Below are 16,322 nucleotides of genomic sequence, written 5' to 3' on the forward strand. Positions count from 1 at the left end.
CGGCGGCGGTCTTCCTCGGCCTTGGTCGGCTTGGCCGGACGCGCCACTTCGGGCGTGACCGGACGGCGCACCGGTGCGCCGGCACCAACACGCTTCGGCTTGGCCACTTCCTCGTCATCGACCGTTGCCAGTTCGGCAGCCAATGGCGCGCGTCGACGGGCCTCTTCCTCAGCCCGACGGCGGGATTCGGCCTCGGTCTGCAACCGCGCCTCTTCCTCGGCCTGGCGGCGTGCGGATTCATCGCGTTCGCGCTTCCGGCGCTCTTCGTCCTCGGCGCGACGCTTGGCATCCTCGGCGGCGCGCTGGCGGTCCTCGACCTCGCGAACCTTCGAGCCCTCGAGCGCCCTGCGGCGCGCTTCCATTTCACTGCGCGACAGTTCGTTCAGCACCATACCGCTGCGTTCGACCGGGGCCGGCGGCGGTGGTGGCGCCTTCGGTGCTTCCGGCACGACGACGGGTGCGGCCACGACCGCCGGCTTCGGTGTGAAGACCGGGGCGGCAACAGGCTCCGGCTTGTCGCCGGGCATCGAGAACTTGCGCTTCTTGGTTTCGACGACGACCTGCTTGGTGCGGCCGTGCGAGAAGTTCTGGCGCACAGTGCCCTGTTCCATACCGGGGCGCTTCAGCGTCAAGGTCTTCTTCGGCGTCACACTCAGCGTATTGTCGTCACCCGATTTCGTATCGCTCATTCCATATCCTCTGCGGCATCATCTTCGTCAGCAACAGCCGCAAGCATTGCCAGATCGTCCGGGGAACCGCCCCGATACCGGTCGAGCGCAACCATGCGCTTCTGGACCGCCCTGCCCGCGTCTCCCGCGAGAACGGCAGCATGTATCACATTTGTACCCCCCAATGCCAAGCTCAACTCGGCCTCGGAGAAAAGTTTGTAGGCAAGGATAGCGGGCCCGCCGAGATGGACTGTCGCCCGCCGCGCCTGGCTGATCTTGCGCACGCCGTCATCGGACGCCTCGGTCGCGTGGAGCACGAAAAGCGCCAATCCGCCGCGAACAGCACTTTCGACCTTGGTAGCACCAAGCGAAATTGCGCCTGCCTTACGAGCAAGACCAAGCATGCCCAGAGCGTGCCTGGAAAGCAGCCCGTCGATCATGCCGCCAAGATCGGGCGGCACGACCACCTGTGCCTTGAAGGCGCGGGCAAAGAGGTTCTTCGCCGCAGCCTTGTCGATATGTAGGCGGTCGGCGCTCACCCAGCAACCGCGGCCGGGCAGATTTCTCTTGATATCGGGAACGACGGCCGAATCCGGGCCGACGACGAACCGGATCAGATCATCCGGTTCGGCTTGTTTGCGCGTAACGATGCAGGTGCGATCGTTCATCTCGTCCAGGGGCGGGTTCGGTGCGATGCGGTTTCACCTCACGCACCAACGGCTTCGTCAGCCGAGACTTCTTCGGCTGCAAGCTCGTCTTCGGTGATCCAGCCGGCCTTGAGGCGGGCGGCCAGAACCATCTGTTCGGCGTCCGCGCGGGTCACGCCATGATTGGCCAGCACGCCCGGATAGACCTTTGTCTCGCCGTCCTTGCGTTCCTTCCAGCCGGTCAGGTCGTCGGCGGCATAGCCGGCGAAATCCTCGATCGTCTTCACGCCGTCCTCGCCAAGCGTCACCATCATGGCGGTGGTGACGCCGGGGATTTCGCGCAACTCGTCCGAAACACCGAGCGCCTTGCGCTTGTCATCGTGCTCGGCCTCGATCTTCTCCAGATATTCGCGGGCGCGGGTCTGGATTTCCGAAGCGGTGTCCTCGTCGAAACCGTCGATCGAGGCGATCTCGCCGGAATCGACATACGCGACTTCCTCGACGCTGGTGAAGCCTTCGGAGGCCAGCACCTGGCCGACCATCTCGTCGACGTCGAGGGCTTCCATGAACAGCGACGAACGCTCTACGAATTCCTTCTGGCGACGCTCGGATTCTTCGGCCTCGGTGAGGATGTCGATATCCCAACCGGTCAGCTGCGAAGCGAGACGCACGTTCTGGCCGCGGCGGCCGATGGCCAGCGACAGCTGGTCGTCGGGAACCACGACTTCGATGCGCTCGGCATCCTCGTCGAGCACGACCTTGGCGACTTCCGCCGGCTGCAGCGCGTTGACGATGAAGGACGCCGCAGAAGGCGACCACGGAATGATGTCGATCTTCTCGCCCTGCAATTCGCCGACGACGGCCTGGACGCGGCTGCCGCGCATGCCGACGCAGGCGCCGACCGGATCAATCGAGCTGTCGCGCGAGATAACGGCGATTTTGGCGCGCGAACCCGGGTCGCGGGCGACCGATTTGATCTCGATGATGCCGTCATAGATTTCCGGCACTTCCATGGTGAACAGCTTGGCCATGAACTGCGGATGGGTACGCGACAGGAAGATCTGCGGGCCGCGCTGCTCGCGGCGCACATCGTAGACATAGGCGCGGACGCGGTCGCCATATTTGTAGTTCTCGCGCGGGATCAGCTCATCGCGACGGATGATCGCTTCGCCGCGGCCGAGATCGACGATGACGTTGCCGTATTCGACGCGCTTGACGGTACCGTTGACGATCTCGCCGATGCGGTCCTTGTACTCGTCATACTGGCGGTCGCGTTCGGCCTCGCGGACCTTCTGCACGATGACCTGCTTGGCCGACTGGGCAGCGATGCGGCCGAAATCCATGGGCGGCAGCTGTTCGGCGATGAAGTCGCCGAGCTGGGCGTCGGGATTGCGCTCGCGCGCCGAGGAAATGGCGATCTGCGTGGCGTAGTCATCAACCTTCTCGACCACTTCCATCAGCCGCTGCAGCTTCATCTCACCGGTGTTCGGGTTGATGTCGGCGCGGATGTTGGTCTCCTGACCGTAACGCGAGCGCGCCGCCTTCTGGATCGCATCGGCCATGGCGGCGATGACGATCGACTTGTCGATCGACTTTTCACGCGCGACCGCGTCGGCGATCTGCAGCAATTCAAGTCTGTTGGCGCTTACAACCATCGTTTTTCTCCGGAGCTTGTTTGCCGGGCCTTTGCGCCCGGCAGCTCAATCATAGTTCCTGTTCGTGGTCTTCCGTGGCGTCCGCTTCCGCACCCGACTCGTCGTCGTCCGGTTCGCCGCGGCGCTTCTTGGCTTCCTTGCGCGCCCTGTTGTCCTTCGACAGGGCATCGCGGATGAGATCGTCGGTCAGGATCAGGCGCACGTCGGCAATCGCATCGTAGGGGACACGCACCGTCGGCTCCTCGCCATAGGCTGCCTTGTCGCGCTCGATCAGCACATCGTCTTCGCCGGCTTCGGCGATCTTGCCCTTGAAGCGCTTGCGGTCGGCGACGACCATCGATGTTTCCATCTTCACCAGATGGCCCGTCCAGGTCGTGAAATCCGATTTGCGGACCAGCGGCCGGTCGATGCCGGGCGACGAGACTTCCAAGTGATAGGCTTTTTCGATCGGATCGTCGACGTCGAGCGCCGGCGACACCGCGCGGCTGACCTCTTCGCAATCCTCGACGGTCATAGTGCCGTCCTCGCGTTCGGCCATGATCTGCAGCGTCAGCCCGTTCTGCCCCGACAGATGCACCCGCACGAGGCGGAAGCCGATGCCGCGCAGAACCGGCTGGACGATCAGTGCGATGCGCGCATCGATGCCGCTTTCGCGGATGATGCGATCGTCGCCCTCGCTTGCCGTTGCAGTCATTGAAGCCCTGTCGCTCTACCAACTTACCGGCAGGTAATAAAAAAGAGCGGGACCGGGTGGACCCACTCTTCGTCATACCGACCAAGAATTTGAGGCTGATATAAACGATCACGGCCTGTGTTTCAAGCCCGCTATGCTGGTCGGGCAACGCCGCCATCGAGGCGGCCCGCGCCAGCGTTGCATGGGGCGCATGGCGCCTATGCGGCGATACCCATGGGATTGGCGCTGAAACGCACCTATTTATGTTGCGCTGCACAAATGTGGCCGTGCGCCATGCGTGCGCGAAAGGACATGATCATGAGCAATCGCAAGATATTTTCTGCAATAGGCGACTTCTTTACCGTATTCGGCAGCGCCGTGGCCGCTTCGCGGGCCGTGGAAGCCGGTCGCAGGCCGCGCGCCGACGACCTGCGCAATCTCGGCGTCGAGCCTGCCGCCTTCGATCGCATCGGCCGCCGCTTCTAGCTTTGACGCAATTCCGGACGGAAAACCGTTTCACACTTTTCCTGGAATTTCTCTAAGACCGCGAGCTTATTTCCGAATGAAGGTAAGATAGGCCGGCCGCCGGCCCTCACGAATGGCCTTGGCCTCGTAACGGGTGCCCGGCCAACCTTCATAGGAAAGGTGCCAGTCCGCCGCCTCGCAAGCCTGCCATGCGAACGCGCCATGCGCGCGGCAATGCAGCAGGGTCCAATTGACATAGGTGTCGATGTCGGACGCGAAGCGGAATTTTGAACCAGGCTTCAGCACACGCGCGAACCGCTCGAGATTGACCGGGCTGACGAAGCGCCGCTTCCAGTGTTTCTTCTTCGGCCAAGGGTCGGGATAGAGCAGATCGATGCCGTCGAGCGAGGCTTGCGGCAGCCAGTCGAGCAGCCTTGTGGCGTCGTCGTCATAGACCCGCAGATTGGCGAGTGGTTTCTCGCGCACCGCCATCATCATCTTGGCCATGCCGTTGACGAAGGGCTCGACGCCGATAAAGCCGATCGAAGGCGCCTCGATCGCACGATGCAGGAGATGCTCGCCACCGCCGAAGCCAATCTCAAGGCGAACCGCGCTGACATCCGTCTCAAACAGAGTGCTGAGATCGGTCGGCGGTTCAGCCGTCAGATCGAGCCGATATGTGCCAAAGCCGCTTTCCAGTGCGGCCGCCTGCTGCGGACGCATGGTTTTGCCGCGCCGGCGACCGAAAAAGGCTTCGGTCGCGCGGCTTGGTCTGTCCTTCGGATCCATGGTGGGACTTTGCGGCGCCGCTGTCAGGCGGCGACCGCGTCCTTGAGCGCCTTGGCGAGATCGGTCTTTTCCCAGGAGAAAGACCCATCACGGCCGGCCTTGCGGCCGAAATGGCCGTAGGACGACGTCTTGGCGTAGATCGGTTTGTTGAGATCGAGGTGACGGCGGATGCCCGACGGCGACAGATCCATTACCGTGCGCAGCGCGTCCTCGAGCTTTGCCTCGTCGACCTTGCCGGTACCGTGCAAGTCGACATAGACCGACAGCGGCTGAGCAACGCCGATGGCGTAGGAAAGCTGGATGGTGCAGCGGTCGGCGAGCTTCGCCGCCACGACGTTCTTGGCCAGGTAGCGCGCCGCATAGGCCGCCGAGCGATCCACCTTGGTGGTGTCCTTGCCGGAGAAGGCACCGCCTCCATGGGGTGCGGCACCACCATAGGTGTCGACGATGATCTTGCGGCCGGTCAGCCCGGCATCGCCGTCCGGCCCGCCGATGACGAACTTGCCGGTCGGATTGATGTACCACATGCAATTGTCGGCGATCTTCAGCTCGCCCAGCGCTTCCCGGATATAGGGTTCGACGACCTTGCGGACCTTCTTCGAATCCCAGCTCGCATCGAGATGCTGCGTGGACAGCACGATCTGCGTCGCCTCGGCGGCCTTGCCGTCGACATAGCGAACGGTGACCTGGCTCTTGGCGTCCGGGCCGAGCCTGCCGGCTTCACCGCTGCCTTCGTGACGGGCGGCAGCCAGCAGTTCGAGGATCTTGTGGCTGTAGTAGATCGGCGCCGGCATCAGATCCGGCGTCTCGCGGCAGGCATAGCCGAACATGATGCCCTGGTCGCCGGCACCCTCTTCGCCCTGACGGTCGGAGGCATTGTCGACGCCCTGGCCGATGTCAGGCGACTGGCCGTGCAGCAGAACCTCGATCTTCGCGGTTTTCCAGTGAAAGCCGGCCTGCTCATAGCCGATTTCGCGGATCGCCTTGCGGGCGACCGACTTGAACTTGGCCGGATTGACGACCGAATGCCCAGCGGCATCCTTGAGAATATTGCCCGCCTTGTCCCTCTTGAGCAGCGTGTCGGGAACACGCACTTCGCCGGCGATGACGACACGGTTGGTGGTGGCCAGCGTCTCGCAGGCGACACGGACTTTCCACGGGTCCATGCCGGTCTTCTTGGCTTCGCGATACACCAGATCGACGATCTCGTCGGAAATCCGGTCACAGACTTTGTCGGGATGGCCCTCGGCAACGGATTCCGAGGTAAAGAAGTAGTTCTGCCGCGTCACGGGTGTCCCCTCTTGAAAAACGATCGGCAGGCTGCCGATTTTGGCGCGCCACGTGTTAGCGGGGCGAAGCGCCGCTCGTCAAGCGGTGCTTCGGCTCTGGCATGAATGTCGATGCAGTTATCTTGTGCCACCAGCGGCAAGACGCCGCCGGTGCTGGCGTGATTGAGGATCAGTCGGGATCGTCGGCGGAGAGGGACTTGACCAGGTCTATAATCCTGCGGCGCACCTTGGCATCAGCGATCTTGACAAAGGCCCGGTTGAGCTGAAGGCCTTCAGGGCTGCCGCAGAATTCGACAGCGAAAGCCATCGACGCGTCCTCGGCAAACCCACGGCCCGCCACGGGCTCCTGGCCGGGCGCATCCTCGAAAAAGAAGGCGACCGGCACGCCGAGTATGGACGCTATCGCCTGCAATCGGCTGGCGCCGACGCGGTTGGTGCCTTTTTCATATTTCTGAATCTGTTGAAATGTGATGCCGAGGTTTTCTCCCAGCTTTTCCTGGCTCATTCCCAGCATGTTGCGGCGAAGCCGGATGCGACTGCCAACATGGATGTCGATCGGATTCGGTTTCTTCTTGTTGTCTTCTGTCATTTTTTCCTCGCCGAATTTTTTCGGCTTTCTCTATTTTTTCTTGCCCAAACAAAGCCGGAGGCAACTGCCCCAACAGAACGATCCACCGGCTTCGAGAAATTTTCAGGCACTTACAGTATGAGTTTCTAATGTGTTGGCTGTCAATTCACCCGTAGCCTTTGCCTTACGTTCAACAGCGCTGCCCCAACGGCAAACAGCAACATGATCAGCATTCCGTTAATGCGCCGTTGGCCGGGAGATATGAGCGCCTGTCCGGAAATCGGTATGTGGGCATCGATGGCGCCGCGTGCGTCGATCGCAAGCGCATCGACGATGCGCCCACGCGGATCGACGACGGCCGAGATGCCGTTGTTGGCAGCACGTACCAATGGCAATCCATTTTCCACCGCGCGGATCTGGGCCTGCCTGAAATGCTGATACGGACCCGGCGTGTCGCCGAACCACGCATCGTTGGTAACGTTCACAATAAGCTGCGCTGACGCAGCGTCAACTGCCACAAGATCGGGAAAGATCACCTCATAACAGATAAATGGCAGCGCACGGATGCCATCGGGCAGCGTGATGGCGTGCCGCTCATTGCCGGCCGCGAAACTCATCGGCCCGGCAACCAGTTGCTCGATGCCGAAACGCTGGAGCAGATCGGCGAAAGGCAGGTATTCGCCGAACGGCACCAGGTGAACCTTGTCGACGGCGTCAGCGATTTCACCCTTGTCGTCGATCGCCACCACGGAGTTGTAGTAACGGCTGTCGGCATTCGCGGCCGAACCGCCTTCCTCGCGAACGACGCCGGCAATCAGCATCTGGCCGGATCCGAGCATGTCTCCCAGCGCCGTCAATGCGTCCGGACGCTCGGTGAAGAGGAAAGGCACCGAGGTTTCGGGCCACAGGATCAGCTGCGGCTTTTGATGGCCTGGGTCCGGCGCCTTGGCCGAGAGCCCCATCAGGACCGCGAAGATGCGGTCGCGCACCGAGGCATCCCATTTTTCCGACAGGTCCACGGCCGGCTGAACGATGCGGACATCCAGGCTGCGTGAAGCTGGCGGTTCGGGAGCGCCAAGCCTGACATAGCCGAAGCCGACATGGGCGGCGGCGAGCATGACAAACAGTGCCGCGCCGAGGCGCAGGTGCCGACGTGCCGCCAGCAGTGCCGGCAGTGCGAAGACGAACACGGCGAGCGCGTTCATGCCGATCATGCCCGTCACCGAGACGCTCTGCATCAGCAGCGGCACGGGCATGGCCGCGTAGCCGACGGCATTCCAGGGAAAACCGGTGAACAGGAAATCGCGCAGCCATTCCGCCAGCCCGAAGCCGAAGGCAAGGGCGGCGATGCGGCCAATGTCGTTGCTCCACAGCAGCCGGGCTACGATTGCAGCAAAGCCGTAGAAAAAGGCGAGCATGAAAGGAATGCCGACCACGGCGAAGGGGAGCGCCCAGGCAAAACTGTCGGCCTCGACCAGCAGCGCCGAGCCGATCCACCAGAGGCCGGCGAGGAAATAGCCGAAACCGAACCACCAACCGACGGCAAAAGCCGGCCGCAGACGCCGGAACAGGCTGCCGGAAGCTTCGCCGGTGGCGCCGTCGAGCAGCCAGACCAGCAGCGGAAACGAGACGAAACAGGCGGCGAAGAAATCGTAAGGCGCCTGCCCAAGCACGGCAAAAGCGCCCGCGAGAAACGCCACGAGCGCACGCCGCCAACCCCAAAGCAGAATTATCCGGCCGGTGAGGCGCTCCATGCATACTTCCGAGTCGCGAATCAGGACACAAGATTTAACAGGCTGCGCTCCGCGCTCCAAACGGGCGGATGGCTGGCTGAGATGCACAGCTCCGGCCCTGCCCTACCGGTGCCAACCCTCGATTTGAACGCCCCCCAGCCGCTCGGCCTCCTCGCGCGGAACCGAACGGATGGTCTGCGTGAAGGTCCAGACATGGCCCTCGGGGTCGCGGGCACGATACTGGCGCTCGCCGTAGAACTGATCCGCCGGCTCCTGGATTATCTCAGCGTCGGTCGCCCGCGCCTGCTCGCAATGCGCATCCAGGCCGCCCTTCAGCCTGACATAGATCGACTGCGTGTTCCTGCCCGAGACCGAAGCCGGGCTGGCGACATAATCGCTCCATTCGGAATCGACGATGATGTAGCTGTCGCCGAATCGCATCTCTGCATGGACGAGTTTTCCCTCGGCATCGCTGACCACCATGCTGCGCTCGAAGCCAAATGCTGCTTCAAGCCAGTCCAGCGCGGCACGAGGGTCCTTGTAGAAGACACCGGACCCCAGACTTGGATGCTTGAACGGGTCGTCGACAGTCATCGGGCGAGCGTGACGCTCACGCCTGTTCGGTGCGCGCGGTGGCGCGCCGGCGGCGCTCACCCTTCTGGCTCTGCACGATGCGCACGCGCTTGACGCGGCGCGGATCGGCATCGAGGACGTGGAATTCGAAGCCGGGTATGGCCTGCACCACCTCGCCGCGGGCCGGAACACGGCCAAGCGTGTTGAAGATCATGCCGCCGATCGTGTCGACATATTCGCCATGCTCACCGGCGGCGAAATCCCCGCCGATCATCTTGGCGACGTCGTCGATCTCGGCCTTGCCGTCGACGATGAACACGCCGTCGCCGCTTTGGGTGATCATCGGCTCGTCGTCGTCATGCTCGTCCTCGATGTCGCCGACCACCATCTCGACGATGTCTTCCAGCGAGGCGAGGCCGTCGGTGCCGCCATATTCGTCGATGACCAGCGCCATCTGGGTGCGCGTCGTCTGCATGCGGCCCATCAGGTCGGAGGCAAGCATCGACGGCGGCACGAACAGCACCGGGCGGATCAGATTGAGGTCGCCAATGGTGCGTGCGAGGTCGACCTGGGCAAGATCGAGAACCGTGGCAGCGGGGGTTTTCCTGGTCGTGCGGCCCTTCTTGACGCGCGCGATCTTGGTGATGTGGGCCAGCACGTCACGGATATGGACCATGCCGCGCGGATCATCGAGCGTCTCGGAATAGACCGGCATGCGGGAATGGCCGGATTGTTCGAAAGTGCCCAGGAGATCGCCGAGCGTCGTCGTGATTTCGACCCCCTGAATGTCGGCGCGCGGTACCATGACGTCCTCGACGCGCACTTCGCGCAGCCGCAGGATGTTGTTGAGCATGGCGCGTTCGCCGGGCGAGAAGGCGCCGGCATCGCTCGTCGTCTCGGCAAGCGCGCCGGCAATTTCCTCACGCAGGCTGGTTCCGTTTCGTTGCCGAAAGAGGCCCAGAACGCGGTCGAACAGGGAGGGACCGGCAGGCAACGTCTCGCTGGCAGCGCTGCCAGCACCGGCAACAGCAGAGGTACTGTTAGCACCAGAGGTAACGGTACTCGGACTTGATCCCTCTTCCGACGTGTCGGAAGCCTTGGTCGCACTGCCGGCGTCGGGGCGGGCGGCAGTTTCTGGTTTGTCGTTCATCGTCGTCCGGTCAATTGATCAGATGTAGTTACGCGTAGGGGTCGGGAATGGCAAGCCTTGCAAGCGCCGCGCGTTCGACGGCTTCCATCGCCTCGGCTTCAGTGTCGGTCTCGTGATCGTAACCCAGCAAATGCAGCAGGCCGTGGATGACGAGATGGGTGATATGGTTCTCGACAGGCTTGTCTTCCAGTGCCGCTTCACGCGCGACCGTCTCGGCGGCGAGCACGATGTCGCCCAGCATCGGCGGCAACGGTCCGCCTTGCACAAACGGAAAAGCCGGGAAAGACAAAACGTTGGTCGGTTTGTCCTTGCCTCGCCAGCCGGCGTTGAGCGTCCGGATATGGGCGTCGTCGGTAAAAACGAGGCTGAGTTCGGAACGGCCCGCCACGCCGGTTTCGGCAAAAGCCGCCTTGACGGCGCGATCGACCAGCCGCGTCAGGCTTGCCTCGTCGGGCCAGTTGCCCGCCTCAACCGATATGTCGATGTCGACGGGAACATTCCCGTCGCCGGATGTTATGTCCTCAGGCATGAAGCCGCATCGTCAACATCAATTCTCGGCGCCGAGGCCGCGCGCCAGCTTGGCGTCCCGGTCGTAGGCCCTGACGATTTCCGCCACCAGCGGATGGCGGACCACATCGCCGTCGTTGAAGCGCACGGTGACCGCGCCCGCCACGCCGTCCAGCACCCGCAAGGCTTCGACCAGTCCCGATTTGGTGTTCGAAGGAAGGTCGATCTGGGTCGGATCGCCGGTGACGATCATGCGCGAATTTTCGCCCAGACGCGTCAGGAACATCTTCATCTGCATCGGCGTGGTGTTCTGCGCCTCGTCGAGGATGACGGCGGCATGCGCCAGCGTGCGGCCGCGCATGAAGGCGAGCGGCGCGATCTCGATCACTTCGGCGGCAATGGCGCGCTCGACCTTGTCGGCGGGCATCATGTCGTAGAGCGCGTCATAGAGCGGCCGCAGATAGGGATCGACCTTCTCCTTCATGTCGCCGGGCAGGAAGCCCAGCCGTTCGCCGGCCTCGACCGCAGGCCGCGAGAGAATGATGCGCTCGACCATGCCGCGCTCGAGCAGCATCGCCGCATGGGCCACCGCCAGATAGGTCTTGCCGGTGCCGGCCGGGCCGATGCCGAACACCAGTTCCGACCGTTCCAGCGCCCGCATATAGGCGTCCTGGTTGAGTGAACGGGCATAGATCGTCTTCTTACGGGTGGCGATCTGGGCGGCGGAAACCTTGCCCTTGCGCTCCAGCGTCGGCAGGGTCAGCTGATCGTCGGCGGCGATCGCCATGCGCACGGCGCCGTCGACGTCGGACTGGCCTATATCGACGCCTTTCTGGAGAATGCCGTAGAGGTTGTCCAGGGCGCGGCGCGCCTGCTCGGCGGCCGACGCCGAACCCTTGATGGTCAGCTGGTTGCCGCGTGAGCGGATGTCGACGCCAAGCTTCTGCTCCAGCCTGGCGAGGTTTTCGTCGAACTGACCATAAAGGGCGCTGGCAAGCTTGTTGTTGTCGAAAGTCAGAACGATGTGCGCCATGTCAGAAGCCCCAGATGCCGGTACCGGGGGCAGGTTCTTCAGCTCTGCTGCGCTCAACCGTCTCTCCTCATCTGCCGAGACCCTCAGGCCAATTCGGCGAACAGGCTGTTGTAGCCCGTCTTCGTGATTCGCACCTGGATAATGTCACCGATTTCGCCGGCCTTTTCATCAACAATAACCGGCTGCAGCCAAGGCGAGCGGCCAACCTTCTGGCCGGCCTGACGGCCGGGCTTCTCGATCAGCGTGTCGATGGTGCTTCCGACGAGGCTCAAACCGAAATCCTGCTGCTGCTTCACAAGCAGAGCCTGCAGTCTCTGCAAGCGCTCGTCCTTGACCGTTTCCGGCACGTGATCGGACATTTCGGCGCCCGGCGTGCCGGGGCGCGGCGAATATTTGAACGAAAAGGCCGAGGCGTAATTCACCTGACGCACCAGCTCCATGGTCGCCTCGAAATCCGCCTCGGTCTCGCCGGGAAAGCCGACGATGAAGTCGCCGGAGAGCGCAATGTCAGGCCGCGCGGTACGGATACGGTCGAGCAGCGCCAGATAATCCCTCGCCGTGTGCCGGCGATTCATCGCCTTGAGGATGCGGTCGGAGCCGGATTGCACCGGCAGATGCAGATAGGGCATCAATGCCGGCAGATCGCGATGGGCCGCTATCAGTTCGTCATCCATGTCGCGCGGGTGGCTGGTGGTGTAGCGCAAACGCGCCAGCCCGGGGATTTCGGCCAGCCTGAACAGCAGGCGGCCAAGCCCCCACTCCTGACCGCTCCCGCCCTGGCCATGCCAGGCATTGACGTTCTGGCCGAGCAGCGTCACTTCGCGCACGCCGGCTTCGGCCAGGCGCTCAGCCTCCGCGACAATCTGCGCCACCGGCCGGGAGACCTCGGAGCCCCTTGTATAGGGCACAACGCAGAAGGTGCAGAACTTGTCGCAGCCTTCCTGCACGGTGAGGAAGGCGGTGACGCCGCGCTTGATGACCTCGGCCCGCTTGGGCTGCGGCAGGTGCTCGAACTTGTCTTCGATGGCGTAATCGGTCTCGACGATCTTTTCGCCGCCGCGCACCCGCGCCAGCACGTCCGGGAGCCGGTGATAGGTCTGCGGACCGATGACCAGGTCGACTGCCGGCGAACGGCGGATGATCTCGGCGCCTTCGGCCTGCGCCACGCAGCCGGCGACGCCGACCAGCATCTCACGGCCGGCCAGGGCACGTTCGGCTTTCATATCGCGGATACGGCCGAGCTCGGAATAGACCTTTTCAGCCGCCTTCTCCCTGATATGACAGGTGTTCAGCAGCACCAGGTCGGCCTCGCCAATGGCATCGGTCGCGGAATAGCCGTCGGCAGCCAGCGCATCGGCCATACGCTGTGAATCATAGACATTCATCTGGCAGCCATAGGTCTTGATGAAGACTTTTCTCGCTGCCGCGGGAAGCACCGCCGGCTGTCCAGCCGTAGTGCCGATGTCGTCGCTTTCTATCGTGTTCAAGTCCATAAGGCGGCTTCTAACGCCTTTCCGTGACAAAAAACAGACGATTCTCGGCCCGCGCCAGCAAGAGCGTGCCGGAGCTACCGGCTCGGCCGCGGGTCGGCAAGCGCCGCCTGCATCATCTTACGCACCTGGCTTTCCATCAGTTTCGACGTCTCCTTGCGGTTCGAACCCTTGGAAAAGGCGATTGCCTCGCCGAAATGCACCTCGACGTCGAGTGCGCCCTCCGCCAGCAGAACCTTGAGATGCGGCATCAAATCCTCATCGCCGATCCAGGCGGCAAGCGGGCGATGCCGGCGGCCGAGCGGCACGCCGTGCAGACGCGTATAGGCGATCGCCACCGGCTGGATGAACACCTGTTCCGCCGCGCCTTCGGAAATCGCCATCGAGGCGGCGCCGAACAGCGTGCTCTTGAACGGCAGGACCATATTGCCGTCGCCGGTCGAGCCCTCGGCAAACAGCACCATCGCATCGCCCTTGGCCATGCGGCTGGCAATCTCGCTTGCCTGGTCGCCCGACGAACGCTTGCGCTCGCGCTCGATGAAGACGGTGCGCTGCAGCTTCGACAGCATGCCGATCAGCGGCCAGCCTTCCATATCCGCCCTGGCGATGAACTTTACGTCGGCAAAAGAGCCGAGCACCATGATGTCGGTCCAGGAGATGTGATTGGACGCAACCAGCAGCGGGCGCTTGTCGGACAGCGCTCCCTTGACATGGATGCGCATGCCGAGCGCCCTGACGATCAGCCTGTGCCAGACCTTGAGGATGAAGGTTTCCGGCCACCAGCCAGTCTTCATCGACAAGATCTGTAGCGGCACGAGGACCAACGAACCGGCGACAACGAGGCCCAGCGCCAGGAAAATCCTGATTTTCTTGATCATCGCCCCATCCCGGCCGTCTCGCTAGCGAAGATCGCGGCGCATGACAAGCGCGCCGGTCGGTCCGTGTTCGGTCGATCTGTAGTAATTCGGCCGCTTGCCGACCTCGCGGAAGCCCAGCCGACGGTAAAGCGCGATCGCCGCGACATTGGTCTCGTCGACCTCGAGGAATAGCGCTTCGGCGCGCTGCGCGTGCAGTTCGCGCAACACCGCGTCCATCAACTGCCAGCCCAATCCCTGCCGGCGATGCGATCGCGCCACCGCGACGGTCAGGATCTCGCCCTCGCCTGCCGCGAGCCTCGCCAGCACGAAGCCGACGGGCGGCTTGGAGCCCTGTCCGGTTTCGCGCGCCGCATAGCCGAACACGGTGTCCTGTTCGAGAAGAGCGGCGAATTCGCCATCGGTCCAGGGGCGGACAAAGTCCTCGCGATGCAGCAGTGAGACCGCCGGACTGTCGGCGATCCTCAGCGGCTCGAGCGCATAGTCCCGGCGGCGTGGTTGGAGAAAAGGTATGCGCATCTAATTTTCTTGCCTTGAAAGAATGAACCCGGCCTGCGGCTTGGCGTCGGCGCCGCGCATATAGAGTGGTTTCGGCCGTTCGCCCGCGCCCTTGGCGGCAGCCAGGCGGGCGTAGGTGACAATGTCGGCGGTGGCTGTCCGAGGGCCGACATCGAATTCGCGCCCGGCCGATGCGCTGATGAGCGCTGCCGCGGTGCCGGCAAGCACCGGAGACGCTTCCATCGCCATGGCCACCACGTCAGTCAGCGTGGCCACGGCCGGACCGTAAGTCAAGACTGACATTTCATCGTAGAAGGCCGCGTGGATCTCTTCACGGCCGGCATCGAGCGCCGCCAGCACGGCGCGACCGGGAAATGCCGCTGACGCTTCGGCGGCCAGCGCCTCCAGCGTCGTCACCCCGATTGCGGGTATCTTCAGCGCCAGCGCCAGGCCACGCGCGGTCGAGACGCCGACGCGCAGACCGGTGAAGGAACCCGGGCCGACAGAGACGGCGATGGCGCCAAGACCTGCATAGTCGGTTGCGCTTGCCTCCAGCGCTTCGGCGATGACCGCCATCAGTTGCTCGGCATGGCCCTTGCCGAGATCGAGCACCGAACGGCCAAGCTCCCGCTTCGCCACCACGTCATAGACGCAAGCGGCGCAGAGGTTGGCGGCACAGTCGATGGCAAGCAATTTCATGAGGCAACCGGTTCGAAAAACAATTCCCTGTGCCCGCCACGGCCCGCCACCGCAAGGGGATAGTGCATAATTCGTTAAGCGGCTTCGCTTGTAGCCTATGCGGCCTGTTCGATACGTAGCATGTGGTTGTCCCAGACATAGTCCGGTTCGGAGCGTGTCGCACCGCTGCCCTCGACGATCTCGCCGGCGCCGGTGGTGGCCATGAAGCCGGTTCCATCGGGCGCCACGCCGCAGACCTCGACCAATGCGCTGTTCGCAACGACCCGGCCGCTGGCCGCATCGATCACGACGAGCGAGTTGCCTTCCGGCGAGGAAACGGCGACAGTTCCGGCAGCCCGATTGGCGGCTACCGAGCCTATGTAGTTGCGGAAGCCGGACAAAACGTCCTGCGGCATGTCCAGCAACTGCAGCTCCTTGCCGCGCGCGGCGCGACCGACCAGCAACGGTCGATCGGTGCCCGGCCCCCTGTACTGGCAGCCGAACCAGACGCTTCCGGACCGATCGGTGTCCATGTGGCGGATCGACAGCTGATGCAGTGCGGCCGGCAATTCGTGCTTCTCGATAAGATCGCCGGTGACGCGGTCTATCAGCACATAGGACGGCTTCATGGTTGCAATGTTGAGCTCGGCGCGGCCGTAATCCGGATGGGTCTCGATGCCGCCATTGGCAACCGCGATCGTCCTGCCATCGCCCAGGAGCAGAAGCTCGTGCGGACCCATGCCATAGGTCGGGAATTCGCCGACACGGCTGAATTTGGCCCGCGCATCGTAGACGCCGACGACGCCGGCGGCGTTGTCGAAGTCGTTTTCGGTGGCATAGAGCAGCGCACCGTCGACTGAGAACACGCCATGGCCGAAGAAATGCCGGCCGGCGATGCTGGCGATGGTCAGCGGCGCGTCACGGCCCGAGTGATCGAAAACCACGGCGAAGGTGCCGGGCTGACGCGCGAAGACCACCGAGCGTTTCGATATGGGATCGAAGGTGACATCGTGGCCGCGATCGGGCAGGTC

18 protein-coding genes are annotated in these 16,322 nt (G+C 63.3%); 1 reads left to right on the plus strand and 17 read right to left on the minus strand.

The features are described from left to right. From EOC06_RS41510 to rimP, 4 genes are all read right to left on the minus strand, one after another. Nucleotides 1-689 (minus strand): translation initiation factor IF-2 associated domain-containing protein (locus EOC06_RS41510; protein ID WP_245469287.1); only part of this gene is annotated, 689 nt, incomplete at its 3' end. Continuing rightward, nucleotides 686-1,336, minus strand: a complete 651-nt coding sequence (locus EOC06_RS02070; protein ID WP_023811407.1) for an RNA-binding protein — start codon at nt 1,334-1,336, stop codon at nt 686-688. The genes EOC06_RS02070 and EOC06_RS41510, both read right to left, overlap by 4 nt. 38 nt (nt 1,337-1,374) lie before the next feature. Continuing rightward, nucleotides 1,375-2,970 (minus strand): transcription termination factor NusA, encoded by a 1,596-nt coding sequence (gene nusA, locus EOC06_RS02075; RefSeq protein ID WP_013527896.1) that lies wholly within the window; start codon nt 2,968-2,970, stop codon nt 1,375-1,377. A 49-nt stretch (nt 2,971-3,019) separates the two neighbouring features. Continuing rightward, nucleotides 3,020-3,664, minus strand: a complete 645-nt coding sequence (gene rimP / locus EOC06_RS02080) for a ribosome maturation factor RimP (protein ID WP_127270712.1) — start codon at nt 3,662-3,664, stop codon at nt 3,020-3,022. A gap of 213 nt (nt 3,665-3,877) precedes the next feature. Between rimP and EOC06_RS02085 the strand changes: the two genes are divergently transcribed. Next, nucleotides 3,878-4,129 carry a hypothetical protein gene (locus tag EOC06_RS02085; protein WP_164898431.1) on the plus strand — a complete coding sequence of 84 codons (252 nt, stop codon included), beginning with the start codon at nt 3,878-3,880 and terminating at the stop codon, nt 4,127-4,129. A 66-nt stretch (nt 4,130-4,195) separates the two neighbouring features. Here EOC06_RS02085 and EOC06_RS02090 read toward each other — a convergent pair whose 3' ends face one another. The 13 genes from EOC06_RS02090 to EOC06_RS02150 all read right to left on the minus strand — a co-directional run. Next, complete coding sequence (locus EOC06_RS02090; protein WP_128306961.1) at nt 4,196-4,897, minus strand: tRNA (guanosine(46)-N(7))-methyltransferase TrmB; 702 nt, start codon at nt 4,895-4,897, stop codon at nt 4,196-4,198. 23 nt (nt 4,898-4,920) lie between these two features. Then, nucleotides 4,921-6,186: a methionine adenosyltransferase gene (gene metK / locus EOC06_RS02095; RefSeq protein WP_127266944.1), complete on the minus strand. Its 1,266-nt coding sequence runs from the start codon at nt 6,184-6,186 to the stop codon at nt 4,921-4,923. A 169-nt stretch (nt 6,187-6,355) separates the two neighbouring features. Further along, a complete protein-coding gene (locus EOC06_RS02100; RefSeq protein ID WP_013527901.1) occupies nt 6,356-6,775 on the minus strand; it encodes a helix-turn-helix domain-containing protein in 420 nt (139 codons plus the stop codon). A gap of 140 nt (nt 6,776-6,915) precedes the next feature. Beyond that, nucleotides 6,916-8,508, minus strand: a complete 1,593-nt coding sequence (gene lnt, locus EOC06_RS02105) for an apolipoprotein N-acyltransferase (RefSeq protein WP_127321193.1) — start codon at nt 8,506-8,508, stop codon at nt 6,916-6,918. A 102-nt stretch (nt 8,509-8,610) separates the two neighbouring features. Further along, complete coding sequence (locus tag EOC06_RS02110) at nt 8,611-9,081, minus strand: VOC family protein (protein ID WP_127327721.1); 471 nt, start codon at nt 9,079-9,081, stop codon at nt 8,611-8,613. Nucleotides 9,082-9,097: 16 nt separating this feature from the next. Further along, entirely contained in the window at nt 9,098-10,210 is a 1,113-nt protein-coding gene (locus tag EOC06_RS02115) for a hemolysin family protein (RefSeq protein ID WP_128306962.1), read from the minus strand. 28 nt (nt 10,211-10,238) lie between these two features. Then, a complete protein-coding gene (ybeY, locus tag EOC06_RS02120) occupies nt 10,239-10,739 on the minus strand; it encodes an rRNA maturation RNase YbeY (protein ID WP_127395544.1) in 501 nt (166 codons plus the stop codon). Between the two features lie 18 nt (nt 10,740-10,757). Further along, nucleotides 10,758-11,750: a PhoH family protein gene (locus EOC06_RS02125; protein WP_023758127.1), complete on the minus strand. Its 993-nt coding sequence runs from the start codon at nt 11,748-11,750 to the stop codon at nt 10,758-10,760. 83 nt (nt 11,751-11,833) lie between these two features. Then, nucleotides 11,834-13,243, minus strand: a complete 1,410-nt coding sequence (gene miaB, locus EOC06_RS02130; RefSeq protein ID WP_127395543.1) for a tRNA (N6-isopentenyl adenosine(37)-C2)-methylthiotransferase MiaB — start codon at nt 13,241-13,243, stop codon at nt 11,834-11,836. A 74-nt stretch (nt 13,244-13,317) separates the two neighbouring features. Beyond that, nucleotides 13,318-14,118 (minus strand): 1-acyl-sn-glycerol-3-phosphate acyltransferase, encoded by an 801-nt coding sequence (locus EOC06_RS02135; protein ID WP_128306963.1) that lies wholly within the window; start codon nt 14,116-14,118, stop codon nt 13,318-13,320. Nucleotides 14,119-14,139: 21 nt separating this feature from the next. Beyond that, a complete protein-coding gene (gene rimI, locus EOC06_RS02140; protein WP_128306964.1) occupies nt 14,140-14,634 on the minus strand; it encodes a ribosomal protein S18-alanine N-acetyltransferase in 495 nt (164 codons plus the stop codon). Continuing rightward, entirely contained in the window at nt 14,635-15,312 is a 678-nt protein-coding gene (gene tsaB, locus EOC06_RS02145; protein WP_128306965.1) for a tRNA (adenosine(37)-N6)-threonylcarbamoyltransferase complex dimerization subunit type 1 TsaB, read from the minus strand. It lies immediately after the preceding gene. 95 nt (nt 15,313-15,407) lie between these two features. Next, nucleotides 15,408-16,322, minus strand: a 915-nt coding sequence (locus EOC06_RS02150; protein WP_128306966.1) for a DUF1513 domain-containing protein, incomplete at its 5' end; no start/stop codon positions are given.

This window comes from Mesorhizobium sp. M7A.F.Ca.MR.362.00.0.0, from assembly GCF_004023175.1.
Taxonomy (GTDB): domain Bacteria; phylum Pseudomonadota; class Alphaproteobacteria; order Rhizobiales; family Rhizobiaceae; genus Mesorhizobium.

Excerpts from the sequence above, each read along its gene's own strand:
- EOC06_RS02070 (WP_023811407.1), bottom strand. The coding sequence starts at position 1,336 with ATGAACGATCGCACCTGCATCGTTACGCGCAAACAAGCCGAACCGGAT.
- nusA (WP_013527896.1), bottom strand. The coding sequence starts at position 2,970 with ATGGTTGTAAGCGCCAACAGACTTGAATTGCTGCAGATCGCCGACGCG.
- rimP (WP_127270712.1), bottom strand. The coding sequence starts at position 3,664 with ATGACTGCAACGGCAAGCGAGGGCGACGATCGCATCATCCGCGAAAGC.
- EOC06_RS02085 (WP_164898431.1), top strand. The coding sequence starts at position 3,878 with ATGGGATTGGCGCTGAAACGCACCTATTTATGTTGCGCTGCACAAATG.
- EOC06_RS02090 (WP_128306961.1), bottom strand. The coding sequence starts at position 4,897 with ATGGATCCGAAGGACAGACCAAGCCGCGCGACCGAAGCCTTTTTCGGT.
- EOC06_RS02100 (WP_013527901.1), bottom strand. The coding sequence starts at position 6,775 with ATGACAGAAGACAACAAGAAGAAACCGAATCCGATCGACATCCATGTT.
- lnt (WP_127321193.1), bottom strand. The coding sequence starts at position 8,508 with ATGGAGCGCCTCACCGGCCGGATAATTCTGCTTTGGGGTTGGCGGCGT.
- EOC06_RS02110 (WP_127327721.1), bottom strand. The coding sequence starts at position 9,081 with ATGACTGTCGACGACCCGTTCAAGCATCCAAGTCTGGGGTCCGGTGTC.
- EOC06_RS02115 (WP_128306962.1), bottom strand. The coding sequence starts at position 10,210 with ATGAACGACAAACCAGAAACTGCCGCCCGCCCCGACGCCGGCAGTGCG.
- ybeY (WP_127395544.1), bottom strand. The coding sequence starts at position 10,739 with ATGCCTGAGGACATAACATCCGGCGACGGGAATGTTCCCGTCGACATC.
- EOC06_RS02125 (WP_023758127.1), bottom strand. The coding sequence starts at position 11,750 with ATGGCGCACATCGTTCTGACTTTCGACAACAACAAGCTTGCCAGCGCC.
- miaB (WP_127395543.1), bottom strand. The coding sequence starts at position 13,243 with ATGGACTTGAACACGATAGAAAGCGACGACATCGGCACTACGGCTGGA.
- EOC06_RS02135 (WP_128306963.1), bottom strand. The coding sequence starts at position 14,118 with ATGATCAAGAAAATCAGGATTTTCCTGGCGCTGGGCCTCGTTGTCGCC.
- rimI (WP_128306964.1), bottom strand. The coding sequence starts at position 14,634 with ATGCGCATACCTTTTCTCCAACCACGCCGCCGGGACTATGCGCTCGAG.
- tsaB (WP_128306965.1), bottom strand. The coding sequence starts at position 15,312 with ATGAAATTGCTTGCCATCGACTGTGCCGCCAACCTCTGCGCCGCTTGC.